26 protein-coding genes are annotated in these 24,770 nt (G+C 54.9%); 10 read left to right on the top strand and 16 right to left on the bottom strand.

The genetic code is table 11. From position 1 onward, the window contains the following. Window positions 1–206 precede the first annotated feature (206 nt). The 5 genes from ahr to pepA all read right to left on the bottom strand — a co-directional run bounded on the left by ahr (window position 207) and on the right by pepA (window position 6,833). Window positions 207–1,226, bottom strand: a complete 1,020-nt coding sequence (gene ahr / locus M8370_RS07170) for an NADPH-dependent aldehyde reductase Ahr (protein WP_013098954.1) — start codon at window positions 1,224–1,226, stop codon at window positions 207–209. Window positions 1,227–1,309: 83 nt separating this feature from the next. Then, window positions 1,310–1,813, bottom strand: coding sequence for a GNAT family N-acetyltransferase (locus tag M8370_RS07165; protein WP_013098953.1), 504 nt, complete (start codon window positions 1,811–1,813; stop codon window positions 1,310–1,312). A 123-nt stretch (window positions 1,814–1,936) separates the two neighbouring features. Beyond that, window positions 1,937–4,792: a valine--tRNA ligase gene (locus tag M8370_RS07160; protein ID WP_013098952.1), complete on the bottom strand. Its 2,856-nt coding sequence runs from the start codon at window positions 4,790–4,792 to the stop codon at window positions 1,937–1,939. Continuing rightward, window positions 4,792–5,235, bottom strand: coding sequence for a DNA polymerase III subunit chi (gene holC, locus M8370_RS07155; protein WP_008502815.1), 444 nt, complete (start codon window positions 5,233–5,235; stop codon window positions 4,792–4,794). Before holC ends, M8370_RS07160 begins: the two co-directional genes overlap by 1 nt. Window positions 5,236–5,321: 86 nt before the next feature. Continuing rightward, window positions 5,322–6,833 carry a leucyl aminopeptidase gene (gene pepA, locus M8370_RS07150; RefSeq protein WP_013098951.1) on the bottom strand — a complete coding sequence of 504 codons (1,512 nt, stop codon included), beginning with the start codon at window positions 6,831–6,833 and terminating at the stop codon, window positions 5,322–5,324. A gap of 266 nt (window positions 6,834–7,099) precedes the next feature. Between pepA and lptF the strand changes: the two genes are divergently transcribed. From lptF to mtgA, 5 genes are all read left to right on the top strand, one after another. Beyond that, window positions 7,100–8,200, top strand: coding sequence for an LPS export ABC transporter permease LptF (gene lptF, locus M8370_RS07145; RefSeq protein WP_100168369.1), 1,101 nt, complete (start codon window positions 7,100–7,102; stop codon window positions 8,198–8,200). Continuing rightward, complete coding sequence (lptG, locus tag M8370_RS07140; RefSeq protein ID WP_013098949.1) at window positions 8,200–9,282, top strand: LPS export ABC transporter permease LptG; 1,083 nt, start codon at window positions 8,200–8,202, stop codon at window positions 9,280–9,282. Before lptF ends, lptG begins: the two co-directional genes overlap by 1 nt. Before the next feature lie 135 nt (window positions 9,283–9,417). Next, entirely contained in the window at window positions 9,418–11,751 is a 2,334-nt protein-coding gene (gene arcB, locus M8370_RS07135; RefSeq protein ID WP_013098948.1) for an aerobic respiration two-component sensor histidine kinase ArcB, read from the top strand. Window positions 11,752–11,982: 231 nt separating this feature from the next. After that, a complete protein-coding gene (gene elbB / locus M8370_RS07130; protein WP_038983638.1) occupies window positions 11,983–12,636 on the top strand; it encodes an isoprenoid biosynthesis glyoxalase ElbB in 654 nt (217 codons plus the stop codon). Then, window positions 12,633–13,358 (top strand): monofunctional biosynthetic peptidoglycan transglycosylase, encoded by a 726-nt coding sequence (gene mtgA, locus M8370_RS07125; protein WP_013098946.1) that lies wholly within the window; start codon window positions 12,633–12,635, stop codon window positions 13,356–13,358. The genes elbB and mtgA overlap by 4 nt, the downstream gene beginning before the upstream one ends. A gap of 39 nt (window positions 13,359–13,397) precedes the next feature. On the opposite strand, the gene npr is transcribed toward mtgA, so the two are convergent. The 11 genes from npr to M8370_RS07070 form a co-directional block, all read right to left on the bottom strand. Further along, window positions 13,398–13,670: a PTS phosphocarrier protein NPr gene (npr, locus tag M8370_RS07120; RefSeq protein ID WP_003861872.1), complete on the bottom strand. Its 273-nt coding sequence runs from the start codon at window positions 13,668–13,670 to the stop codon at window positions 13,398–13,400. Further along, window positions 13,667–14,521 (bottom strand): RNase adapter RapZ, encoded by an 855-nt coding sequence (gene rapZ, locus M8370_RS07115; RefSeq protein WP_013098945.1) that lies wholly within the window; start codon window positions 14,519–14,521, stop codon window positions 13,667–13,669. The genes npr and rapZ overlap by 4 nt, the downstream gene beginning before the upstream one ends. Before the next feature lie 45 nt (window positions 14,522–14,566). Continuing rightward, window positions 14,567–15,058 (bottom strand): PTS IIA-like nitrogen regulatory protein PtsN, encoded by a 492-nt coding sequence (gene ptsN / locus M8370_RS07110; protein WP_013098944.1) that lies wholly within the window; start codon window positions 15,056–15,058, stop codon window positions 14,567–14,569. Between the two features lie 82 nt (window positions 15,059–15,140). Then, window positions 15,141–15,428 carry a ribosome hibernation promoting factor gene (gene hpf / locus M8370_RS07105; protein ID WP_013098943.1) on the bottom strand — a complete coding sequence of 96 codons (288 nt, stop codon included), beginning with the start codon at window positions 15,426–15,428 and terminating at the stop codon, window positions 15,141–15,143. Window positions 15,429–15,450: 22 nt separating this feature from the next. Further along, complete coding sequence (gene rpoN / locus M8370_RS07100) at window positions 15,451–16,884, bottom strand: RNA polymerase factor sigma-54 (RefSeq protein WP_013098942.1); 1,434 nt, start codon at window positions 16,882–16,884, stop codon at window positions 15,451–15,453. Window positions 16,885–16,931: 47 nt separating this feature from the next. Beyond that, complete coding sequence (gene lptB / locus M8370_RS07095) at window positions 16,932–17,657, bottom strand: LPS export ABC transporter ATP-binding protein (protein ID WP_013098941.1); 726 nt, start codon at window positions 17,655–17,657, stop codon at window positions 16,932–16,934. 6 nt (window positions 17,658–17,663) lie between these two features. Beyond that, window positions 17,664–18,218: a lipopolysaccharide ABC transporter substrate-binding protein LptA gene (gene lptA / locus M8370_RS07090; protein WP_250020704.1), complete on the bottom strand. Its 555-nt coding sequence runs from the start codon at window positions 18,216–18,218 to the stop codon at window positions 17,664–17,666. Continuing rightward, entirely contained in the window at window positions 18,187–18,762 is a 576-nt protein-coding gene (gene lptC, locus M8370_RS07085; RefSeq protein ID WP_013098939.1) for an LPS export ABC transporter periplasmic protein LptC, read from the bottom strand. Before lptC ends, lptA begins: the two co-directional genes overlap by 32 nt. After that, window positions 18,759–19,325, bottom strand: coding sequence for a 3-deoxy-manno-octulosonate-8-phosphatase KdsC (gene kdsC / locus M8370_RS07080; RefSeq protein ID WP_250020703.1), 567 nt, complete (start codon window positions 19,323–19,325; stop codon window positions 18,759–18,761). Before kdsC ends, lptC begins: the two co-directional genes overlap by 4 nt. 14 nt (window positions 19,326–19,339) lie before the next feature. Continuing rightward, window positions 19,340–20,326 (bottom strand): arabinose-5-phosphate isomerase KdsD, encoded by a 987-nt coding sequence (gene kdsD, locus M8370_RS07075; protein ID WP_029883390.1) that lies wholly within the window; start codon window positions 20,324–20,326, stop codon window positions 19,340–19,342. A 13-nt stretch (window positions 20,327–20,339) separates the two neighbouring features. Beyond that, entirely contained in the window at window positions 20,340–21,317 is a 978-nt protein-coding gene (locus M8370_RS07070) for a calcium/sodium antiporter (RefSeq protein WP_013098936.1), read from the bottom strand. A gap of 228 nt (window positions 21,318–21,545) precedes the next feature. Here M8370_RS07070 and mlaF point away from each other — a divergent pair, with 228 nt between their 5' ends. The 5 genes from mlaF to mlaB are packed head-to-tail and all read left to right on the top strand — an operon-like array spanning window position 21,546 to window position 24,648. Further along, complete coding sequence (gene mlaF / locus M8370_RS07065; protein ID WP_020687352.1) at window positions 21,546–22,358, top strand: phospholipid ABC transporter ATP-binding protein MlaF; 813 nt, start codon at window positions 21,546–21,548, stop codon at window positions 22,356–22,358. Window positions 22,359–22,365: 7 nt separating this feature from the next. Beyond that, window positions 22,366–23,148: a lipid asymmetry maintenance ABC transporter permease subunit MlaE gene (gene mlaE / locus M8370_RS07060; RefSeq protein ID WP_010436044.1), complete on the top strand. Its 783-nt coding sequence runs from the start codon at window positions 22,366–22,368 to the stop codon at window positions 23,146–23,148. Window positions 23,149–23,152: 4 nt separating this feature from the next. Beyond that, complete coding sequence (gene mlaD, locus M8370_RS07055) at window positions 23,153–23,701, top strand: outer membrane lipid asymmetry maintenance protein MlaD (protein ID WP_013098934.1); 549 nt, start codon at window positions 23,153–23,155, stop codon at window positions 23,699–23,701. Between the two features lie 18 nt (window positions 23,702–23,719). Next, on the top strand, window positions 23,720–24,355 hold the full coding sequence (mlaC, locus tag M8370_RS07050) for a phospholipid-binding protein MlaC (RefSeq protein ID WP_013098933.1): 636 nt from the start codon (window positions 23,720–23,722) through the stop codon (window positions 24,353–24,355). Next, entirely contained in the window at window positions 24,355–24,648 is a 294-nt protein-coding gene (gene mlaB, locus M8370_RS07045) for a lipid asymmetry maintenance protein MlaB (protein ID WP_023622313.1), read from the top strand. Before mlaC ends, mlaB begins: the two co-directional genes overlap by 1 nt. Window positions 24,649–24,770 lie beyond the last annotated feature (122 nt).

The following is a 24,770-nucleotide window of genomic DNA, read 5'->3' as shown; positions in this document are numbered from 1 at the left end:
TGCCAGGGTGGTGGCGACTGAGCCACCCTGGCACGTTCACGGGTCATGTTGTTACAGAGCAGCAAGGAACGTAAAGTGAACGGAATTACCTCTACAGCCATATGTTCCCCCTCACCCCAGCCCTCTCCCTCAAGGGAGAGGGAGTCCTCCGTGCAGGTATTATTTTGTGGGGAACCCTCAGCCCTGTGGGAGAGGGGTGTGTCACATTAAAAATCTGCTTTCAACACCACACGGTAACGGGCTTTGCCGTCACGCACGTGCTGGATCGCTTCGTTGATTTTCGACATCGGATAGAGTTCGGTGGTTGGCGATACTTTCGTGCGCCCGGCGAACTTCATCAGTTTGCGCAACTCGAACGGTGTGCCGGTTGCAGAGCCGGACACGCTGCGATCCCCGCCGATCAGGGTAAACGCCGGAACCGGCAGCGGCTTCAGCACGGCACCTACCGTATGGAAGTTACCGCCGTAGGCCAGTGCTTCAAAGTACGGCTGCCAGTCGAGATCGACATTAACGGTGTTGATGATCAGATCGAATTGACCCGCCAGTGCTTTCAGCGCGTCTGGATCGCGGCTGTTCACCACTTTATCCGCTCCCATCGCCAGCACTTCTTGTTCTTTCGCCGGGTTAGAACTGAATGCCGTCACTTCGCAGCCCATCGCGTGCAGCAGTTTGATGGCAATATGACCGAGCCCCCCGATACCAATCACACCCACACGGCTGGTGGCGGTGATATGGTGCATCAGCAGCGGTTTAAAGACGGTAATGCCGCCGCACAGCAGCGGGCCTGCGGATTCGATATCAATGCTGTCCGGCAGCGGAATGACCCACTGCCAGTCGGCGCGCAGTTTATCGGCAAAACCGCCCTTGTTGAGGATGGTTGGAACGGCGCCTTCAAGGCAGTTGATCTGGTTGCCGCTGATACAGGCGTCGCAATGACCGCAGCTGCGTGCCGTCCAGCCAATACCCACGCGCTGGCCCACTTTCAGGCCTTTGTCCTGCGCAGCGCTGCCGAGCGCCACGACGCGGCCAATCACTTCGTGTCCGGCGACCAGTGGATAGCTTGAAAAGCCCCATTCGTTGTCGATCATGGAGAGATCCGAGTGGCAGATCCCACAGTAATCAACCTGTACTTCGACGTCTTCCGCTTTTAGTTCGCCCGCATCGTACTCGTACAGTTCAAGTTCTGCACCCGCCTGCGGTGCGGCGTAGCTTTTTATCTTCGACATCGTGTTTCCCCCGTTATGGTGTGAACTGAGAGTGTAGAGCATTCAGTTAACCACCGCTTAACAGAAGAGGGCAGCAAAAGTATTTACAACGTTTTCAGCATCCTGACTTCGCAATCGACGTGGCCGGTGCAGCCCAGCGGTGCATCAATATGCTCAAAGCCCAGATGTTCATACAGGCCGATGGCCTCTTTGAGGAAGGCGGTTGTTTCGAGGTAACAGCGTGTAAATCCCTGATTGCGGGCATAGTCGAGTGCGACCAGCGCCAGTCTCTTCGCCAGGCCTTGTCCGCGAACAGATGGCAGGAAATACATTTTCTGCAGCTCGCAGATATCCGGCTCGCTGCAGCTGAGCGGAGCAACGCCGCCGCCGCCCACCACCTGGCCATTCTGCTCAATAACCCAGTAGGCGTGGCCCGGCTGGCTGTAAAGCTGGAACAGCTCGTCCAGATTTGGATCAGCAACCGTGTAGCCTTTATCAGCCGTCAGGCCATATTCGGCAGAAACCGTACGGATAACGGCGGCGATAGCCGGGTTGTCCTGCACAGCGATCCGACGCATCGTCGTCGCGACGGGGGTAATCACGCTCATAGCATTACTCATTACAAAAATTGACACACAATTGCTGTTAATAGCACCGCAGAAAGGGGAGTGCAAGCGAGGAGTTTTCAGGAAGAATACCCCTTACGCCCTGAAGCGTAAGGGGTAAAAGCATTACAGGGCCGCAATCACCGCCTGCTGCTCAATCAGCTTGGTCTTCGCATCGGCGAAAGCAACCAGGCGTTCACGCTCTTTGGCGATGACCGCTTCCGGCGCGCGGGCGACAAAGCCTTCGTTCGCCAGTTTGCTTTCGATTTTGCCAATTTCCACGTCGACTTTCGCCACTTCTTTCGCCAGACGTGCCAGCTCAGCGTCTTTGTCGACGAGACCCGCCATTGGGATCAGCAGCTCAGCGCCGTCGATGATTTTCGTCACGGAGACCGGACCTTTGTCATCGGCTGGCAGCACGGTGATGCTTTCCAGACGCGCCATGGTTTTCAGGAAGGTATTGTTCTCGGTGACACGACGAACAGCCGCGTCGCTGCAACCGCGCAGGAGCAGCTCCAGCGGTTTGCCCGGGGCGATGTTCATTTCTGCACGGATGTTACGTACAGCGACGATCGCCTGCTTCAGCCACTCGGTATCCGCTGAGGCAGCTTCATCCACTTTAGCGGCATCGAATTCCGGGAACGGCTGCAGCATGATGGTGTCGGCGTTGATGCCCGCGATCGCTTTCACACGCTGCCAGATGGTTTCGGTGATAAATGGAATGATCGGGTGCGCCAGACGCAGCAGGCCTTCCAGCACAGTGATCAGCGTGTTACGCGTGCCGCGCAGTTCTGCCTCCGTTCCGCCGTTCATGACCGGCTTCGCCAGCTCCAGGTACCAGTCACAGAACTGGTTCCAGGTGAATTCGTACAGAATGCCCGCCGCGATGTCGAAGCGGTAGCTGTCCAGCGCCTCGCGGAACGCTTTCACCGTCTGGTTGAATTCCGCCAGGATCCAGCGGTCGGCCAGAGAGAGGATCATCTCGCCGCCGTTGAAGCCGCAATCCTGATCTTCGGTGTTCATCAGCACGAAACGGCTGGCGTTCCACAGTTTGTTACAGAAGTTACGGTAACCTTCCAGACGCTTCATGTCCCAGTTGATGTCGCGACCGGTAGAGGCCAGCGCCGCCAGAGTGAAACGCAGGGCGTCAGTACCGTGAGATTCAATCCCGTTCGGGAACTGCTTCTCGGTGCGCTTGCGGATCTTCTCTGCCAGCTGTGGCTGCATCATGTTACCGGTGCGTTTTTCCAGCAGCTCTTCCAGGGAGATCCCGTCCACCATATCCAGCGGGTCAATGACGTTGCCCTTGGATTTGGACATCTTCTGGCCTTCATCGTCACGGATAAGACCGGTCATATAGACGGTATGGAACGGAACCTGCGGCTTGCCGTTTTCATCTTTAATGAAGTGCATGGTCATCATGATCATGCGGGCAATCCAGAAGAAGATGATATCGAAGCCGGACACCATCACGCTGGTTGGGTGGAACTGACGCAGCGCGTCGGTGTTCTCTGGCCAGCCGAGGGTGGAGAAGGTCCACAGCGCGGAGGAGAACCAGGTATCCAGCACGTCTTCGTCCTGACGCAGGGCAACATCTGCGCTCAGGTTATTTTCCTGACGCACTTCATCTTCACTGCGGCCAACGTATACATTGCCTTCGTTGTCATACCATGCCGGGATACGGTGACCCCACCACAGCTGACGGGAGATACACCAGTCCTGAATATCGCGCATCCAGGAGAAGTACATGTTTTCGTACTGCTTCGGCACGAACTGAATGCTGCCGTTTTCAACCGCTTCAACAGCCGGTTTTGCCAGCACGTCGGCACGCACATACCACTGGTCGGTCAGCATTGGCTCGATAACCACGCCACCACGGTCGCCGTACGGCACGGTCAAATCGTGAGGTTTAATCTCTTCCAGCAGGCCGAGTGCGTCAACAGCAGCCACAATCGCTTTACGCGCGGCAAAGCGTTCCAGCTTCTGGAACTCTGCCGGAATGTCGCTTGAGTAAACGTCGGATTCGTTGCCTTTGGTGTCATACACTTCTGCGCTTTCACGGATGTCACCGTCGAACGTCAGAATGTTGATCATCGGCAGGGCGTGACGACGACCCACTTCGTAGTCGTTGAAGTCGTGCGCCGGGGTGATTTTCACGCAGCCGGTGCCTTTTTCCATGTCGGCGTGTTCGTCGCCCACTATCGGAATGCGGCGGTTCACCAGCGGCAGCACCACGAATTTGCCAATCAGATCTTTATAACGCGGATCTTCCGGGTTAACGGCCACGCCGGTATCGCCCAGCAGGGTTTCCGGACGGGTGGTTGCCACCACTAAGTAATCTTTACCGTCTGCGGTTTTCGCGCCGTCGGCCAGCGGATAGCGGATGTGCCACATGGAACCTTTAGACTCGCGGTTTTCCACTTCCAGGTCAGAGATCGCGGTGCGCAGTTTCGGGTCCCAGTTAACCAGGCGTTTGCCACGGTAAATCAGGTCTTCTTTGTACAGACGGACGAACACTTCTTTTACGGCGTTGGAAAGGCCTTCGTCCATGGTGAAACGCTCGCGCTCCCAGTCTACGGAGTTACCGAGACGGCGCATCTGACGGGTAATGGTGCCGCCAGATTCTGCTTTCCACTGCCAGATTTTATCGATAAAGGCGTCGCGACCGTAATCGTGACGGGTTTTACCCTCTTCAGCGGCAATCTTACGCTCAACCACCATCTGGGTCGCGATACCCGCGTGGTCAGTCCCCGCCTGCCACAGGGTGTTTTTGCCCTGCATGCGCTGGTAGCGGATCATGGTATCCATGATGGTCTGCTGGAAGGCATGACCCATATGCAAACTGCCGGTGACGTTCGGCGGCGGGATCATGATGCAGAAGGACTCTTTGCTTTCATCGCCGTTAGGCTTGAAATAGCCCTGCTGTTCCCAGTGCTCGTAAAGCGGCTGTTCGATATCGCGTGGGTTATATGTCTTTTCCATTATTTCCAGGTTGCCGTATTCAGGTTAAAACCAGCCAGGCGGTACGCTTTGTAGCGTTCGCGCGCCAGTTGTTTCAAGGATTCTTCGTAAGGGACAAAGTCTACCACTTCTGTGAAAGCGGTGGCAAAATCTGCAAAATCTATCCGCAGGCTAATCAGAATATCGCGCGCGCTGCTGTTGCGCTTTTGCGGCCAGGCTATCTCGACCGGTGCGCCGCCGCGCGGCCCTTCGCCAGACAGGTTATGCGGTACAAAACTCTCCGGCGGGCGCGCCCACAGCGCTTCGTCAAGACGAATCGCCTGCTGTTCATCTTCACAGGCAATCAGAACCCGCTTACCTGCGCGCCAACGTTCTGCGGCAATTTCACACACCAACTGTTCTACGGCGCTGAGGCCATCCTGATGGGTGTCATTGTCCAGAAGGTAGAACGTTGCATTCTTCATATATGGGGCTTCTTGTGCTCACTTTAAATACTTAAGCCGGGTGGCGGCTTCGCCTTACCCGGCCTACGGTTTACTGCCGTTTTGACTTACTCGTCGCCGTTAAATCCGGCGCGGTTTAGCAGGAACTGCGACAGCAACGCAACCGGACGACCGGTCGCGCCTTTGGCTTTTCCGGAGCGCCATGCGGTGCCGGCAATATCCAGGTGCGCCCAGTTGTACTTGCGGGTGAAGCGTGCCAGGAAGCAACCCGCGGTGATGGCACCACCAGGACGGCCGCCGATGTTCGCCATGTCCGCAAAGTTAGACTCCAGCTGCTCCTGGTATTCGTCACCCAGTGGCAGACGCCATGCGCGGTCGCCGGCTTGTTCGGACGCGCCGATAAGTTCGTGCGCCAGCGGATTGTGGTTCGACATCAGGCCGGTGATGTGGTGGCCCAGCGCGATCACGCAGGCACCGGTCAGGGTGGCCACGTCGATCACCACGTCAGGTTCGAAGCGTTCAACGTAGGTTAATACATCGCACAGCACCAGACGGCCCTCGGCATCGGTGTTCAGCACCTCAACGGTCTGGCCGGACATGGTGGTCAGGACATCACCCGGACGATAAGCGCGTCCACCCGGCATGTTTTCGCAGCCCGCCAGCACGCCGATAACGTTAATCGGTAACTGAAGTTCAGCCACCATACGCATCACGCCATACACCGCCGCTGCACCACACATGTCGTACTTCATCTCATCCATGCCTTCAGAAGGCTTGATGGAGATACCACCGGAGTCGAAGGTCAGGCCTTTACCGACCAGCACAACAGGACGCGCGTCTTCTGACGGATTGCCCTTGTATTCGATAACCGACATCAGGGATTCGTTCTGCGAGCCGTTGCCCACCGCCAGGTAAGAGTGCATACCCAGCTCTTTCATCTGCTGTTCGCCGATAACGCGGGTGATGACATTCTTGCTGTAGGAGTCAGCCAGCTGGCGCGCCTGAGAGGCCAGATAGGCGGCGTTACAGATATTAGGCGGCATGTTGCCCAGATCTTTTGCGGCTTTAATCCCGGCGGCAATCGCCAGACCGTGCTGGATGGCGCGCTCGCCGCTGGTGAGTTCGCGACGGGTTGGCACGTTAAAGACCATTTTACGCAGCGGACGGCGCGGCTCGCTTTTGTTGGTCTTGAGCTGATCGAAGCTGTACAGGCTCTCTTTTGCGGTTTCGACAGCCTGGCGCACTTTCCAGTAGGTGTTACGACCTTTGACGTGCAGTTCGGTCAGGAAGCAAACGGCTTCCATTGAGCCGGTGTCATTCAGGGTATTAATTGTTTTCTGAATCACCTGCTTATACTGACGTTCATCCAGCTCGCGCTCTTTACCGCAGCCAATCAGCAGAATACGTTCGGACAGCACGTTCGGAACATGGTGCAGTAACAGCGTCTGCCCAGGTTTGCCTTCCAGTTCGCCACGGCGCAGCAGGGCGCTAATGTAGCCGTCACTGATTTTATCGAGTTGCTCGGCGATCGGGGAGAGTCGGCGTGGTTCAAAGACGCCCACAACGATGCAGGCACTCCGCTGTTTCTCCGGGCTACCGCTTTTTACACTGAACTCCATGCACTACGCTCCTGAATCTTAAAGACAACAGCGGCTGCTACGGATAGAATTGAAACCTTTCGTAACTCAAGTCCGCTGTTGTGGTGACTTCGTGTTAATCTTACGTTATTACGGTTTCGACACGTCAGAAAAAGTCCTGAAGCGTGAATCCGCCGGGTGTTTTAATCTTAGCGATGATTTCGACGACTCAAGAGAATAAATGACGTTTAAGCCATGAAACAAGCGATTTTCCAGCAAAGAGACGGGTTTTTACGGGCGTATTTAAAGTGATAATCATAAGATATCTGGTGCGGGAGACGCTCAAAAGCCAACTGGCGATCCTCTTCATCCTGCTGCTGATTTTTTTCTGTCAGAAGCTGGTCAAGATCCTCGGTGCGGCCGTTGACGGCGAAATTCCAACGAATCTGGTGCTTTCCCTGCTTGGTTTAGGGATCCCGGAAATGGCGCAGCTTATTCTGCCGCTAAGTCTTTTCCTCGGTCTGCTCATGACGCTCGGTAAGCTTTATACCGAGAGTGAAATCACGGTGATGCATGCCTGTGGCTTGAGCAAAGCTGTTCTGGTGAAAGCCGCCATGATACTGGCGCTGTTCACGGGTATCGTCGCCGCGGTGAATGTGATGTGGGCGGGCCCACTGTCCTCTCGTCATCAGGATGAAGTGCTGGCTGAAGCAAAAGCGAACCCCGGTATGGCGGCATTAGCGCAGGGGCAGTTCCAGCAGGCGACCGACGGAAACTCAGTGCTGTTTATTGAGAGCGTTGACGGCAGCAAATTCAACGACGTCTTCCTGGCACAGCTGCGGACCAAAGGAAACGCCCGTCCATCGGTGGTGGTAGCAGACTCCGGTCAGCTTGCGCAGCGCAAAGATGGTTCCCAGGTCGTGACGCTGAATAAAGGCACCCGCTTTGAAGGCACCGCGATGCTTCGTGACTTCCGTATTACGGATTTCCAGAACTATCAGGCCATTATTGGTCATCAGGCGGTGGCGCTCGATCCAACGGATACCGAGCAAATGGATATGCGTACGCTGTGGAACACTGATACTGACAGAGCGCGTGCGGAGTTCCACTGGCGTATTACGCTCGTCTTCACCGTGTTTATGATGGCATTGATTGTCGTGCCGCTGAGCGTGGTGAACCCGCGTCAGGGGCGCGTGCTCTCAATGCTGCCGGCGATGCTGCTGTACCTGATCTACTTCCTGCTGCAAACCTCGATTCGTTCTAACGGCGCGAAGGGTAAGCTGGACCCGATGCTCTGGACGTGGTTCGTCAACAGCCTGTACATCTTACTGGCGCTGGGATTAAACCTGTGGGATACGGTGCCAGTGCGCCGCATACGTGCCCGATTTTCGCGTAAAGGAGCCATCTAATGCAGGCGTTTGGCGTTCTTGATCGCTATATCGGTAAAACCATTTTCACCACCATCATGATGACGTTGTTCATGCTGGTGTCGCTCTCCGGCATTATTAAATTTGTCGATCAGCTGAAAAAAGCCGGGCAAGGGAGCTACGACGCGCTGGGTGCAGGGATGTATACCCTGCTCAGCGTGCCAAAAGATGTGCAGATCTTCTTCCCGATGGCGGCCCTGCTGGGCGCGCTGCTGGGGCTGGGGATGCTGGCACAGCGCAGCGAACTGGTTGTGATGCAGGCATCGGGCTTTACCCGTTTGCAGGTGGCGCTGTCGGTCATGAAAACTGCGATCCCACTGGTGCTGTTGACCATGGCGATTGGCGAGTGGGTGGCACCGCAGGGCGAACAGATGGCGCGTAACTATCGTGCCCAGGCGATGTACGGCGGTTCACTGCTCTCTACACAGCAAGGGTTATGGGCGAAAGATGGCCAGAACTTCGTCTATATCGAACGTGTGAAAGGGGATGATGAGCTGGGCGGCGTGAGTATTTACGCCTTCAATGATGAGCGTCGTTTACAGTCTGTACGTCACGCATCGTCAGCGAAGTTTGACCCCGAACACAAGCAGTGGCGGTTATCCCAGGTTGACGAGTCTGACCTGACGAACCCAAAACAGATCACCGGCTCTCAGACGGTGTCCGGGACGTGGAAAACCAACCTCACGCCGGACAAACTCGGGGTGGTGGCGCTGGATCCGGACGCGCTCTCCATCAGCGGGTTGCACAACTACGTCAAATACCTGAAGTCGAGCGGGCAGGATGCCGGGCGCTATCAACTCAATATGTGGAGCAAAATCTTCCAGCCGATGTCCGTGGCGGTCATGATGCTGATGGCCCTGTCGTTTATCTTTGGCCCGCTGCGTAGCGTACCGATGGGTGTTCGAGTGGTCACCGGGATCAGCTTCGGCTTTGTATTCTACGTCCTCGATCAGATCTTTGGCCCGCTGACGCTGGTTTACGGCATTCCGCCAATTATTGGTGCGCTGCTGCCGAGCGCCAGCTTCCTGCTGATCAGCCTCTGGCTGCTGCTGAAACGCTCCTGATTGTCCTCTCCTCGCTTCCGGTTAGCCGGAAGCGAGGCTAATCTCCTGTTTCACCCCGCACTTTTTCTCACAACCTTCAACGTCCCGCCGCGAATTTGAGTATTATTGAGCGATAAAGTCGTGAAGGGATCCTCTATGAAGCAAATTCGAATGCTTGCCCAGTACTACGTCGACCTGATGATGAAGCTCGGGCTGGTGCGTTTCTCCATGCTGCTGGCGCTGGCGCTGGTTGTTCTGGCCATTGTCGTGCAAATGGCCGTGACCATGGTGTTGCATGGTCAGGTCGAGAGTATCGACGTCATCCGCTCTATCTTCTTCGGTTTGCTGATCACCCCCTGGGCGGTCTATTTTCTTTCCGTCGTCGTTGAACAGTTGGAAGAGTCCCGTCAGCGCCTGTCAAAACTGGTTGATAAGCTGGAAGAGATGCGCGAGCGCGATTTAAAGCTCAACGTCCAACTGAAAGACAACATTGCCCAGCTTAACCAGGAGATTTCAGATCGTGAGAAGGCGGAAGCCGAGCGTCAGGCGACGCTTGAGCAGCTGAAAATCGAAATGAAAGAGCGTGAGGTGACGCAGATCCAGCTTGAGCAGCAATCCTCTTTCCTGCGTTCATTCCTTGATGCTTCTCCGGATCTGGTTTTCTACCGCAACGAAGACAAAGAGTTCTCCGGCTGTAACCGGGCGATGGAGCTGCTGACCGGCAAAAGCGAAAAGCAGCTGATCCACCTGAAACCCCAGGATGTGTACTCAGAAGAGGCGGCCGCCAAGGTCATGGAGACGGACGAAAAAGTCTTCCGCCACAATGTCTCGCTGACCTATGAACAGTGGCTGGATTACCCGGACGGGCGTAAAGCCTGCTTTGAGATCCGTAAAGTGCCGTACTACGACCGCGTCGGGAAACGCCACGGCCTGATGGGCTTTGGCCGCGATATCACCGAGCGTAAGCGTTATCAGGATGCCCTTGAGCGCGCCAGCCGCGATAAGACGACTTTCATCTCCACCATTAGCCATGAACTGCGTACCCCGTTGAACGGCATCGTCGGCTTAAGCCGTATTCTGCTGGACACCGACCTGACGGCGGAGCAGGAAAAATACCTCAAAACGATCCATGTCTCGGCGGTCACGCTGGGGAATATCTTCAACGATATTATCGACATGGATAAGATGGAGCGCCGTAAAGTCCAGCTTGATAACCAGCCGGTTGATTTCACCAGCTTCCTTGCCGATCTGGAAAACCTGTCCGGCCTGCAGGCGCAGCAAAAGGGGCTGAGCTTTGTCATGGAGCCAACCCTGCCGCTGCCGCACAAAGTGGTCACGGACGGCACGCGTCTGCGCCAAATCCTCTGGAACCTGATCAGCAACGCGGTGAAATTTACCCAGCAGGGGCAGGTGGCGGTGCGTATCCGCTATGACGAAGGCGACATGCTGCACTTTGAGGTGGAAGACTCAGGCATTGGCATTCCGCAGGAAGAGCAGGACAAAATCTTTGCCATGTATTATCAGGTGAAGGACAGCAACGGTGGTAAGCCTGCTACCGGCACGGGCATTGGCCTTGCGGTATCGAAACGGCTCGCGAAGAGCATGGGCGGTGATATCACCGTGGCCAGCCAGGCGGGCAAAGGCTCTACCTTTACGCTGACGGTGCATGCCCCGGCGGTGGCAGAAGAGGTTGAGGATACCTTTGAACAAGACGATATGCCGCTCCCTGCGCTGCATGTTCTGCTGGTCGAAGACATCGAGCTGAACGTGATTGTGGCGCGCTCGGTGCTGGAAAAACTGGGTAACAGCGTGGACGTGGCGATGACCGGAAAAGCCGCGCTGGAGATGTTTAAACCGGGCGAATATGACCTCGTCCTGCTGGATATTCAACTGCCGGACATGACCGGGCTGGATATCTCCCGTGCGCTGACAACGCAGTATGCCGCCGATGAACTGCCGCCGCTGGTCGCGCTGACGGCCAACGTCCTGAAAGATAAAAAAGAGTACCTCGATGCCGGTATGGATGATGTGCTCAGCAAGCCGCTGGCGGTGCCTGCTCTGACCGCCATGATCAAGAAGTTCTGGGATACCCATGATGAAGAGGAGAGCACCATGACGTCTGTTGATAGCGCGAAGGCCCAAACGATTCTGGATACTGCGATGCTGGAGCAGTACATCGACCTGGTTGGCCCAAAACTGATTACCGATGGTCTGGCCGTGTTCGAAAAAATGATGCCTGGCTACCTGAGCGTGCTGGAGTCCAACCTGACCGCACGCGATCAGAAAGGCATTGTGGAAGAAGGACATAAGATCAAAGGCGCTGCAGGCTCTGTCGGGTTACGCCACTTACAGCAGTTGGGACAACAGATTCAGTCACCTGATTTACCGGCATGGGAAGATAACGTGGGTGATTGGGTCGAAGAGATGAAACAAGAGTGGCAGAACGATGTGGCGGTGCTAAAAGCCTGGGTGGATGCCAGAAAAAAATGACCCCGGCTTAACCGGGGTGCGCGAATACTGCGCCAACACCAGGGAAATCGTGGCTGCGCCTGATTTTTCGTGTTGTTTTCGCATGGGCGCCGCCTGAAAATTTAGGCCGCACGCAGATAAGATAGCAAATCTTAAATGGTTTGTTACATGAATCAGTGAAATGTGTGAAGCATAGCGTTTTAATCAAAATTAATTATGTGCTTCAGCAAGTTGCAAAGAAGGAACGTCAGGATGAAAAAGGTTGGTGTCGTACTGAGCGGATGCGGTGTTTACGATGGTTCAGAAATTCATGAAGCCGTCATCACGCTGCTGGCCCTGGCAAGGCAGGGGGCGGAAGCGATCTGTTTCGCGCCAGACAAAAAGCAGGCAGATGTGATTAATCATCTGACCGGAGAGGCCATGGCGGAAACCCGTAACGTACTGATTGAAGCGGCGCGTATTGCGCGTGGCGATGTCCACCCCCTTATTCAGGCGGACGCCGCTGAGCTCGATGCGTTAATCGTGCCGGGCGGGTTTGGGGCGGCCAAAAATCTCAGTACCTTTGCTTCAGAAGGGGCGGCGTGTCAGATCGATCCCCATTTAAAAGCGCTGTCGCAGGCGATGCACGCGGCAGGTAAACCGCAGGGCTTTATCTGTATCGCGCCGGCAATGCTGCCTAAAATTTTTGATTTCCCGCTGCGGCTGACAATCGGCACCGATATTGATACCGCAGAAATCATCGAGGAGATGGGCGGCGAGCACGTACCTTGTCCGGTGGATGACATTGTGGTGGATGAAGACAACAAGGTCGTTACCACGCCTGCCTGGATGCTGGCGCAGAATATTGCCGAGGCCGCTGCAGGCATCGAAAAACTGGTGGCCAGAGTGCTGGTGATGACTGAATGAGTCGTAAATTCGGCGCAGGCGCGTGGGTGAAACGCGCCCTGTTGCGCATCGTTCTCGTGCTCGCGGTATTCTGGGGCGGCGGACTCGCCTTATTCAGCATTATGCCGGTCCCGTTTTCGGCCGTGATGGTCGAGCGTCAGCTTGGGGCATGGCTCAGCGGTGATTTCAGCTATGTGGCCCACTCGGACTGGGTAAGTATGGATGAGATCTCACCTTTTATGGGGCTGGCGGTCATTGCGGCAGAGGATCAGAAATTCCCGGAACACTGGGGGTTTGACGTGGCGGCAATCGAGAAAGCGCTGGCGCACAATGAACGCCACGAAAACCGCGTCCGTGGGGCATCGACATTATCGCAGCAAACCGCAAAGAATCTGTTCCTGTGGGACGGTCGCAGCTGGGTACGAAAAGGGCTGGAAGCGGGGTTGACGCTGGGGATGGAAACGGTCTGGAGCAAAAAACGCATTCTGACCGTCTATCTCAATATTGCTGAGTTTGGCGATGGTGTGTTTGGTGTGGAGGCCGCCGCGCAGCGCTATTTCAATAAACCGGCCAGCCGACTGAGTATGTCCGAAGCAGCGCTCCTGGCTGCCGTCTTGCCTAATCCCATCCGCTTTAAGGCTAATGCCCCTTCAGGGTACGTGCGAAGCCGTCAGGCGTGGATCATGCGCCAGATGCGTCAGTTAGGCGGGGAAGGGTTTATGCAGCGTAATAAGCTGATGTAGGGCGGGTAAGCGCAGCGCCACCCGCCAGCGGGGCTGAAATTAATCCTCGTCAAACCCGGCGTTAAACAGCGCAATCACCGCCGCCAGCGCTTCCTCTTCCTGTGGGCCGGTGGCTTCGACTTCAATCTGGCGACCTTTGGCGGAGTCCAGCATCAGCAGCGCAATGACGCTGTTTGCTTCCGCTTCGGTCCCTTCATCATTTCGCAGCAGAACTTCCGCATCGAAACCCTGCATCAGTTCAAACAGCTTCATTGCCGGGCGGGCGTGCATGCCCAGCTTATTGGTGATCTCAACGGTTTGTTTTACGGTCATGTTTTACGTTTTTCCAGCGTGCGATGACGGGACTGAACGTTCTTTCCGCGTGAACGGAAATAGTCGGCCAGCTGTTCGGCGATATAGACCGAACGATGTTTACCGCCGGTACAGCCAATCGCCACCGTCAGATAGCTACGATTGTTTGTCTCCAGCATAGGTAACCATAGCTCAAGGTAGCTTCGCGTCTGGTAGATAAAATTGTGAACTTCTGTGTGCCTGTCGAGGAACGCCGCGACGGGTTTATCCAGACCGGTCATTGGACGCAGTTTCGGATCCCAGTGCGGGTTTGGCAGGAAGCGCACGTCGAAAACATAATCCGCATCGATAGGAATGCCGTGCTTAAAACCGAATGACTCAAACACCATTGTCAGTTCACGCTCGCGTTTGCCCAGTAAACGGGTACGCAGCATTTCTGCCAGCTCGTGAACGGACATTTCGGAGGTGTCGACAATCAAATCGGCACGTGAGCGCAGGGGCTCCAGCAGGTCGCTCTCTTCGTCGATTGCGCTCTCCAGAGAGAGGTTCTTGCTGGAAAGCGGGTGCAAACGACGGGTATCGCTGTAGCGACGGATCAGCGTGTTGCGGTCCGCATCAAGGAACAACAGCTGAGGTGAAAACGTGTCCGGCAGGTTGCTCATCGCCTGTTCAAAGATTTCTGGCGATTCAGGCATGTTACGGACGTCGATGCTGACGGCGGCAGAGATTTGTCTGTCTGCAAGGGTGCGTGCCAGCTCGGGCAGCAGTACCACCGGCAGGTTATCGACGCAGTAAAAACCCATGTCTTCCAGCGCGCGCAGGGCGACGGATTTCCCCGACCCTGAACGGCCACTGACAATCATCAGCACCATGTTCCGTTTCTCCTCAGGACAACAGATGTGAAGGCCATCTCCTGGTTATGCCTCATCCTGACTGCCTTCTGCTTCAGTGATAATTTCATAAAGCTCTTCATCACTTTGCGCTGAGCGCAGTCGACGGCAGATGGTTTTATCGGCCAGGCGTTTAGCGACCAGTGAAAGCGTATGCAGATGGGTTTTCGTCTGATCGGCAGGAACCAGCAGCGCGAAGAGGAGATCAACGGGCTGGTTATCGATGGCATCAAAGGCAATAGGCGTTTCCAGTTGCACAAACACACCGACGGCACGCAAGGTGTCCTCTTCCAGTTTGCCATGCGGGATCGCAATGCCGTTGCCGATACCGGTACTGCCCATTTTTTCACGGGTCAGGATGGCTTCGAATACGACCTGCGGTGGCAGGCCCAGCTGTTTTGCGGCCAGTTCACTGATAATCTCCAGCGCACGTTTTTTGCTCTGGCAGTGAACGCCACTGCGGGTACATTCCTGGTTAAGGACATTGCTCAATTGAAGAGCGGAATCGTTGTTCATCATAATTTCACCTAAGCGCTAACTGTACAAATGGCCTGTTGTGCTCCACAACAGGCCTTCCTGCACCCGTTAACTGCCCGGACAATTAGTGTTGTTTCAGTTTATCTTTATGTTTATTGAGCTGTCTTGCAAGCTTATCAATCAAGCCGTCGATAGCAGCGTACATGTCTTGCCCTTCCGCACTGGCGTGGAGTTCGCCCCCATTGACATGCAGGGTTGCATCCGAGATATGAGTCACTTTCTCCACTTTCAACACAATATAGACCTGATTGATCCTTTCGAAATACTGCTCGAGTTTTGCGAATTTCGTGTTCACAAAGTCGCGTAAAGCTTCAGTAATTTCGACGTTTTGTCCAGTGATGTTGAGCTGCATAGTGTCTTCCTTATCGGTTGTGTCAGACCAGCTGTTTACGCTGGTTAGACGGCGGAATGGATAAAGACTCTCGATACTTCGCAACAGTACGACGTGCCACCATAATACCCTGGTCGGACAGCATGGTGGTTAACTTACTGTCGCTCAGTGGCTTCGCGGGGTTCTCCGCGGCGATCAACTTCTTCACCAGTGCACGAATCGCCGTTGACGAGGCTTCGCCACCGCCTTCGGTATTCACATGGCTGGAGAAGAAATACTTAAGCTCAAATATACCGCGAGGACTGTGCAGATACTTCTGCGTGGTCACGCGGGAAATCGTTGATTCATGCATCTCGACGGCCTGGGCGATATCCGCCAGCACCATCGGTTTCATATACTCTTCGCCCTGCTCAAAGAAAGCCTGCTGTTGTTCGACGATACAGCGGCTCACACGCAACAGCGTATCATTGCGGCTCTCCAGGCTTTTGATTAACCAACGCGCTTCCTGCAGATTGCTACGAATATACTGGTTGTCGGCGTCGTTACGCGCGCTGGTGCACATGGAGGCATATTGCTGATTGATTTGCAGGCGAGGAATGCTGTCTGAATTGAGTTCAACGACCCAGCGGCCGTTGTGTTTTCTGACCAGCACGTCAGGTATGACGTATTCAGGCTCACTGGTCTGGATCGACTGGCCGGGGCGAGGATCGAGCGACTGAATCAGGTTAACCGCCTCTTTCAGCACCTCTTCTTTCAGACGCGTAACGCGCATCAGGGTACGGAAATCATGGTTAGCCAGCAGATCCAGATGATCGCTGATGATTAAGCGGGCTTCATCGATCCAGGGCGTCTCTTTGCTGAACTGCGAAAGCTGGATCAGCAGACAGTCGCGCAGGTCTTTCGCTGCTACGCCCACCGGGTCGAAACGCTGAATGCGCTTCAGAACGGCTTCTATCTCTTCAAGTTCAATCTCGTCATCGCCCATGCTTTCCAGAATATCGTCCAGCGTGACGGTCAGATAGCCGGTGTCGTCAACGGCATCGACGATGGAGGTGGCAATCGCGCGATCGGTATCGGAGAAAGGGGTTAGCTCCACCTGCCACATCAGGTAATCCTGTAGTGACTGGGTGGTTTCACCCTGATAGACCGGTAGCTCATCGTCCTGGTAGTCTGCACGCGTGCCGGAAGGGGTTCCGGCGGTGTAGATTTCATCCCAGCTGGCATCCAGCGGAAGCTCGTCCGGCATCTCTTTTTGTTCGAGTGCATCGGCGGTATCGAGGGCTTCCGTGTCCTGTGATTGCTGAGTGTCTACCTCGTCATGAAGATCGGCTTGCTCCAGCAGCGGATTGCTGTCCAGCGCTTGCTGGAGCTCCTGCTGGAGTTCTAATGTGGACAGTTGCAACAAGCGAATCGCCTGCTGTAACTGCGGCGTCATCGCCAGTTGTTGGCTGAGCCTTAATTGCAAACCTTGCTTCATGTTCAGAGCATTTTTCTCCGGTTCGGCGTTACGTTACCTCTACCCTATCAGAGTCTGAAGTCTTCCCCAAGATAGACGCGCTTAACATGATCATCTTCGAGGATCTGCTGTGGCGTGCCGTGGGCGATCAGGTTGCCCTGGCTCACGATATACGCACGTTCACATACGGCCAGTGTTTCACGGACATTGTGGTCAGTAATCAACACGCCAAGACCGCTGTCGCGCAGATGCTCAATAATACGTTTAATGTCGATAACGGAGATGGGGTCAACGCCTGCAAATGGTTCATCCAGCAGGATGAACTTCGGGTTTGCTGCCAACGCGCGTGCAATTTCAACACGGCGGCGTTCCCCCCCGGACAGCGCCTGACCAAGGCTATCGCGCAGGTGCTCAATGTGAAACTCTTCCATCAGCTCGTTGGCGCGATCCTGACGCTGTTCGCTGGTCAGGTCGTCACGAATTTGCAGAACGGCCATCAGGTTATCGAAGACGCTCAGGCGACGGAAAATGGAGGCTTCCTGCGGCAGGTAGCCAATACCACGGCGTGCGCGCGCATGCAGTGGCAGAAGGCTGATGTCTTCATCATCAATGATGATGTTACCGGCATCGCGTGGGACAATACCCACAACCATGTAGAAGGTCGTGGTTTTACCTGCACCGTTTGGACCAAGCAGGCCAACAATTTCGCCGGAGTTGACGGTCAGACTGACATCTTCCACGACACGGCGGCCCTTATAGGCCTTCGCGAGATTTTTTGCAGTTAATGTTGCCATAACGAATTAGTTACTCTTCTTCTGTGCCGGGGCCTGGCCCTTGCCTTTGTCCTGCAGCTGAGACGGCACCAGTACGGTGGTGACGCGTTTGCCTTTCTCGCTGGAGGCCTGCATTTTTTGCTCTTTCACCAGATAGGTGATCTTATCGCCGGTGATATTGCTATCGAGCTGTTCCAGATAGGCGTTACCGGTAAGGATGACCAGATCTTTCGCCAGTTCATAATGCATGTGGCTGGCATGGCCCTTCACTGGCTTGCCGTTGTCCTGCATCTGGTAGAACGTGGCCGGGTTGCCGTAGCCATCAATGATCTCTTTGCCCTCTTCGCCACCTGGACGGGTAACGACCACCTTATCGGCATTAATCTTGATGGTGCCCTGGGTCATGACCACGTTGCCGGTAAAGGTAACGACATTACCCTGCATATCAAGAGACTGCGTATCGGACTCGATATGGATCGGCTGTTCTGTATCGCCAGTAACAGCAAGCGCGGGAAGACTGGCCGCCAGCATCGCGCTGGCGATAATTACTTTAAGGCTGAGTTTGTTTGTTTTGAATTTCATAGGAGGTTCTAACCTTTTCAATCAGCTCGGCGTTTTTGCTGCGTAAGTTCCCGCGCATTCTTAAACCGCTGGAATTAAATGTTGTGCCGTACAGAGTGACCAGATCCTGCGACGTCACATCCTGAGTGACCAGGTTGATCTGGGCATTATCTGTCGTAATTTTGCGCAGTTGTGAGTCAGCGGTCAGGGCGTTGACTTCAACATGGCCATAAAGATAAAGCATACGGTCATTCGTCAGTTTTGCCCGGTCAGACTTAATCGACCACGTCGGCACTTTGTCCTTATCAAACGTCGTCATGACCGGCTGGGTAAACCACGAAATACCGTCATCTGAAAAATATTCAACGTGCTGGGCAATCAGGCGATAGTTCAGCGCACCTTCCGGGCTATAGACTACGGTATCACTGTGATCGCTTTTATAGGTTGGATCGTTATTGTTGATCACTTCCGTTTGCGTATCGTCACGATCGGCAAGGTTCACGCCAATCAGTATCAGTGCGACAAGCGAAAGCAGAATGATAACCCAACGTCTGGTTTTACTCATATCGATTGCCCTTTGGCCTCATCAAGCTTGCCCTGCGCCAGCAGAAGCAGATCGCAGACTTCACGTACGGCACCACGGCCACCGTTGATGTGGGTAACATAATCAGCCCGCGGGAGCAGCAGCGGATGCGCATCCGCAACCGCGACACTCAGGCCAATCTCGGCCATTACCGGCCAGTCGATCAGGTCGTCCCCGACATAGGCCACATGTTCTGGCGCGATAGACAGTTTACCCAGTAAATCATTGAAAGCAGCCATCTTATCGGACTGTCCCTGATACAGATGGGTAATGCCCAACGTTTCACAGCGATCTTCTACCAGTTTAGCTTTTCGCCCGGTGATGATGGCAACCTCGATACCCGATGTGAGCGCACAACGAATACCGTAGCCATCGCGAACGTTGAACGCTTTCAGCTCTTCACCATTATTGCCCATGTAAATCAGGCCATCGGACAGTACGCCGTCCACATCCAGAATCAGCAGGCGAATATTTTCTGCCTTTGCCATCACGTGGGCACTGACCGGACCATAACAGGTTGCAAGGGATGCACCCGCATTACTCATTGTCTTATCCTTCATTACACTACGCCTGCGCGCAGCAGATCATGCATATGTACCACACCCAGCAATTGGTCGCCATCGGCAACCATCACTGAGGTGATATGTCGGGACTGCATCAGGTTCAGTACATCCACCGCCAGCGTGCCCGGGCGAACGCGAATCCCGCCGGGCGTCATCACATCGACAATACCCAGCGTGCGAACATCCACGCCCATGTCGAACACGCGACGCAGGTCACCGTCGGTGAAAATCCCTTCGATCTTCATCAGATCGTCACACACCACCGTCATGCCCAGGTTTTTACGGGTGATTTCCAGCAGCGCATCACGCAGGGAGGCCTCTTTACTGACGTGAGGGATTTCATCGCCAGTATGCATAATATCGTTAACCCGCAGCAGCAGTTTCCGACCCAGCGCACCGCCAGGATGGGAGAGCGCGAAATCTTCAGGGGTAAAACCGCGGGCTTCAAGGAGCGCAACGGCAAGCGCGTCGCCCATCACCAGCGCCGCGGTGGTGCTGGATGTTGGCGCGAGACCCAGTGGGCAGGCCTCTTTCGGCACTTTCACGCACAGGTGAATATCCGCCGCACGTGCCATGCTGCTTTCCGGGCGGCTGGTCATGCAAATGAGCGGGACCTGCAGCCGCTTCAGAACCGGTATCAGCGCCAGGATCTCGTTGGACTCCCCGGAGTTTGACAGCGCAATGACGACATCCTGCGGCGTCACCATGCCCAGATCGCCGTGTGCCGCTTCTCCTGGATGTACAAAGAAGGAGGAGGTGCCGGTGCTGGCGAAAGTGGCGGCCATTTTGCGGCCAATGTGGCCGGACTTGCCCATCCCCATTACCACGACTTTACCGGCACAGTAGAACATCTTCTCACAGGCCAGACTGAAATCCTGATTAATGTACTGATCTAACTGCGCCAGACCTTCACGTTCAATCTCCAGAACGTCTTTGCCTGCTTTCTGAAAGTCAAAACCCGGCTGCAATTCTATTTGCGACATAATGCGTTTCCGTTTACCCAGAGAGAAGAGGCGAAAGCCAGTACAGCATCGCCATCCATACGATAAATCCACCCGTCAGCAGCGCACCTGCGCCTTTGCCGATCTGTCGTTGCCGCCGCCAGCAGAGCAGGGCAAAGATAACGCTTACCAGCAACATCACCCCGTAATCACGTGAGAAGGCCAGCGGGTTAAACGGCCCGGGCGTTATCAGGGCTGGCAGGCCCATGACGATGGCAATATTGAAGATGTTCGAGCCGATAATATTGCCGATGGCGATGTCATCTTCACCTTTACGTGCCCCGGCAATGGCCGTGGCCAGCTCCGGCAGGCTGGTGCCGATGGCGATCACGGTCAGGCCAATGGTCAGTTCGCTCATGGCGAAATAATTCGCCAGTACCGTCGCGTTATCCACGACCATCCGTGTTGCCATGGGCATAATGATCAACGCGACACCCAGCCAGAGCAGTGCAACAGGCAGCGTACCTTCACGCGGTAGCTCGGCGACCTGCTCACGCGTCAGGCTGTCCTGACCCTGTTTTTCCGCCAGGCGGGCAATGTTAACACTATAGAGCAGCCAGATGACCGCCAGCGCCAGCAAGAAAATGCCGTCACTGTAGCTCAGAACGCCATCGTAAAATACGCATCCTGCCAACAGGCTTACGATCAACATTAGCGGCAATTCCCGGCGCAGAACATCAGAATGCACGCGAAATGGATGGAGCAGCGCGGCCAGGCCCAGAATAAGCAGAATATTGACGATGTTAGAGCCAATCGCGGTGCCAACAGCAAGGTCTATCTGACCATGCAGCGATGCCGTCACAGAGACGATGATTTCAGGCAGGGAGGTTCCAACACTGACCACGGTCATCCCGATGACAACAGGGGGGACGCCAGTGAGGCGGCACAGGATCGATGCAGCAAACACCAAACGGTCAGCACTGTAGACCACCAAAAGTAAACCAATTATTAACAGTGCTGTTGCTAAAAGCATCAAAAGTCCTTTCTTCAGGTATACTCGCCGGTCCACCGCGCGGGAATTGTTAGCGCTGCATACAGCCTAAGACGTAACGAATTCCTAATTTTGACTTTATGCGCCGGAAAAGTAAAACAAATGCCAGCTTTCGCTAACCTCTACGGCTAATATTCTGTAAAAATGTGGGGTTTAGGGCTGATTTAAGCTTCACGCTTCGCATGAAGCAGGGTAAGAAAGGAACCGTAAATGAGTCAAACGATGGCGAATTTAGTCGATGTCCGTGGGGTGAGCTTTTCTCGCGGCAACAGATTGATATTTGATGATATTTCGTTGACCGTGCCGCGTGGCAAAATCACAGCCATCATGGGACCGTCCGGGATCGGTAAAACGACCCTGCTGCGACTTATCGGTGGGCAGATCCCACCCGATAGCGGTGAAATCCTCTTCGACGGCGAAAACGTACCGGAGATGTCGCGGTCGCGCCTGTATACTGTGCGCAAGCGGATGAGCATGCTCTTTCAGTCGGGGGCCTTGTTCACCGACATGAACGTCTTTGATAATGTCGCCTATCCGCTGCGCGAGCATACGCAGCTTCCGCCAGAGCTGCTGAAAAGCACGGTAATGATGAAGCTGGAGGCGGTAGGGCTGCGTGGCGCCGCAAAGCTGATGCCGTCAGAGCTGTCTGGTGGCATGGCGCGTCGCGCCGCGCTGGCGAGAGCCATTGCGCTGGAACCCGATTTAATCATGTTCGACGAACCGTTTGTCGGACAGGATCCAATTACGATGGGCGTGCTGGTGAAGCTCATCTCTGAATTGAACAGCGCGCTCGGCGTCACCTGCATTGTGGTGTCTCACGATGTGCCGGAAGTGTTGAGTATTGCCGACTATGCCTACATTGTGGCAGACAAAAGGATCGTCGCGCACGGCAGCGCCCAGGCGTTGCAGGAAAACTGCGATCCGCGAGTACGGCAGTTCCTCGACGGTATTGCGGATGGGCCTGTGCCGTTCCGCTACCCTGCGGGCGACTATCGTGACGATTTATTGGGAATAGGGAGTTAAGCCACTCATGCTGTTAAATGCGTTGGCCGCTCTTGGACACCGTGGCATAAAAACCATCAGGACGTTCGGGCGCGCCGGATTGATGTTGTTCAACGCGCTGGTCGGCAAGCCGGAGTTCCGCAAGCACGCGCCTTTACTGGTACGGCAACTCTATAACGTCGGCGTGCTGTCGATGCTGATCATCATTGTGTCCGGTCTGTTTATCGGCATGGTGCTGGGGCTGCAGGGCTACCTTGTTCTGACGACCTACAGCGCGGAAACCAGCCTCGGCATGCTGGTGGCGCTTTCGCTGCTGCGTGAACTGGGGCCGGTGGTGGCGGCACTGCTGTTTGCCGGACGCGCGGGGTCGGCACTCACCGCAGAGATTGGTCTGATGCGTGCCACCGAGCAGCTTTCCAGTATGGAAATGATGGCGGTCGATCCGTTGCGGCGTGTTATCTCCCCCCGTTTCTGGGCAGGGGTTATCTCCTTACCGTTGCTGACTATCCTGTTTGTGGCCGTCGGTATCTGGGGCGGTTCGCTGGTGGGCGTTCACTGGAAAGGCATTGATGCCGGTTTCTTCTGGTCTGCCATGCAGGACGCCATCGATCTGCGAATGGATCTGGTTAACTGTTTGATTAAAAGCGTGGTATTTGCCATTACGGTCACCTGGATTGCGTTATTTAATGGTTACGATGCCATCCCGACGTCGGCGGGCATTAGCCGTGCAACTACACGTACTGTCGTACATTCGTCGCTGGCCGTACTGGGTCTGGATTTTGTGCTCACCGCACTGATGTTTGGGAATTGAGTTCATGCAAACGAGAAAAAATGAAATTTGGGTCGGCGTGTTCCTGTTGCTGGCACTGCTTGCCGCACTGTTTATCTGCCTGAGAGCGGCGGATATCACCTCAGTGCGTACCGAACCGACTTATCGCATCTATGCCACTTTCGACAATATCGGAGGGCTGAAGGCGCGCTCTCCTGTGCGTATTGGCGGTGTGGTTATTGGCCGTGTGGCTGACATTACGCTTGATGAAAAAACCTATCTGCCGCGCGTGGCGATGGATATTGAAGAGCGTTACAACCATATCCCGGATACCAGCTCGCTTTCTATCCGCACCTCCGGCCTGCTGGGCGAACAATATCTGGCATTGAACGTTGGCTTTGAAGATCCTGAGCTTGGAACGACTATCCTTAAAGACGGTAGCGTCATCCAGGATACCAAGTCCGCGATGGTGCTGGAGGACATGATTGGTCAGTTCCTTTACAACAGTAAGGGAGATGATAAAAAGTCCGATGCTGCCCCTGCGCAGACTGAAGATCATACCAACGTCGCACCGACACCTGGCACGACGAATTAATATCAGGAGAAGTCATTCATGTTTAAACGACTGTTAATGGTTGCCATGCTGGTTATTGCCCCTCTCACGGCAGCACACGCCGCGGATCAGAGCAACCCGTACAAACTGATGGACGAAGCCGCGAAGAAAACCTTCGATCGTCTTAAAAACGAACAGCCTAAAATTCGTTCTAATCCTGATTATCTGCGTGACGTGGTCGATCAGGAGCTGCTGCCGTATGTGCAGATCAAATATGCCGGTGCGTTGGTGCTGGGGCGTTATTACAAAGACGCTACCCCTGCGCAGCGTGAAGCCTACTTTGCTGCCTTCCGTGAATATCTGAAACAGGCTTACGGCCAGGCGCTGGCGATGTACCACGGCCAGACCTACCAGATTGCACCGGAACAGCCGCTGGGTGATGCCACCATTGTGCCTATTCGCGTCACGATCATCGATCCTAACGGTCGTCCACCGGTTCGCCTGGATTTCCAGTGGCGTAAAAACAGCCAGACCGGTAACTGGCAGGCGTATGACATGATCGCCGAAGGGGTGAGCATGATCACGACTAAACAGAATGAGTGGAGCGACCTGCTGCGTACTAAAGGCATTGATGGTCTGACCGCCCAGCTTCAGTCTATCTCTCGCCAGAAAATCACCCTGGATGAGAAGAAGTAATGTCGCAGCAACTGAGCTGGTCGCGTGAGGGCGAAACATTAAAGCTGTCCGGTGAACTCGATCAGGATCTGCTCAACCCGTTATGGGATAAACGCCATGACGCCATGCAGGGCGTTACGCTGATCGATTTGAGCGGCGTCACGCGGGTAGATACGGCTGGGGTGGCGCTGCTTGCCCACCTCATTGCCGTGGGGAAAAAGCAGGGGGCAACCGTAATGCTTCACGGGGCCAGCGATAATGTCGTCACCCTGGCGCAGCTCTACAATCTTCCTCAGGACGTACTGCCGCATTAATATTTTCAGTGCGTTACTTCTGAAAGCCCTGACAGTTTCATCGTCGGGGCTTTTTGCTTGTTTAAGACGACGCCACTTTGCTCTAAGATGTTGGGCTTGTTTTCACTATCAGATGATTAAGA

Source organism: Enterobacter cloacae complex sp. OE43NF (assembly GCF_023544405.1).
In the GTDB taxonomy this organism is placed as follows: Bacteria; Pseudomonadota; Gammaproteobacteria; order Enterobacterales; family Enterobacteriaceae; genus Enterobacter; species Enterobacter cloacae.
The sequence above is the reverse complement of the archived record's forward strand: the minus strand, read 5'-3'. Positions and strand labels throughout refer to the sequence as shown.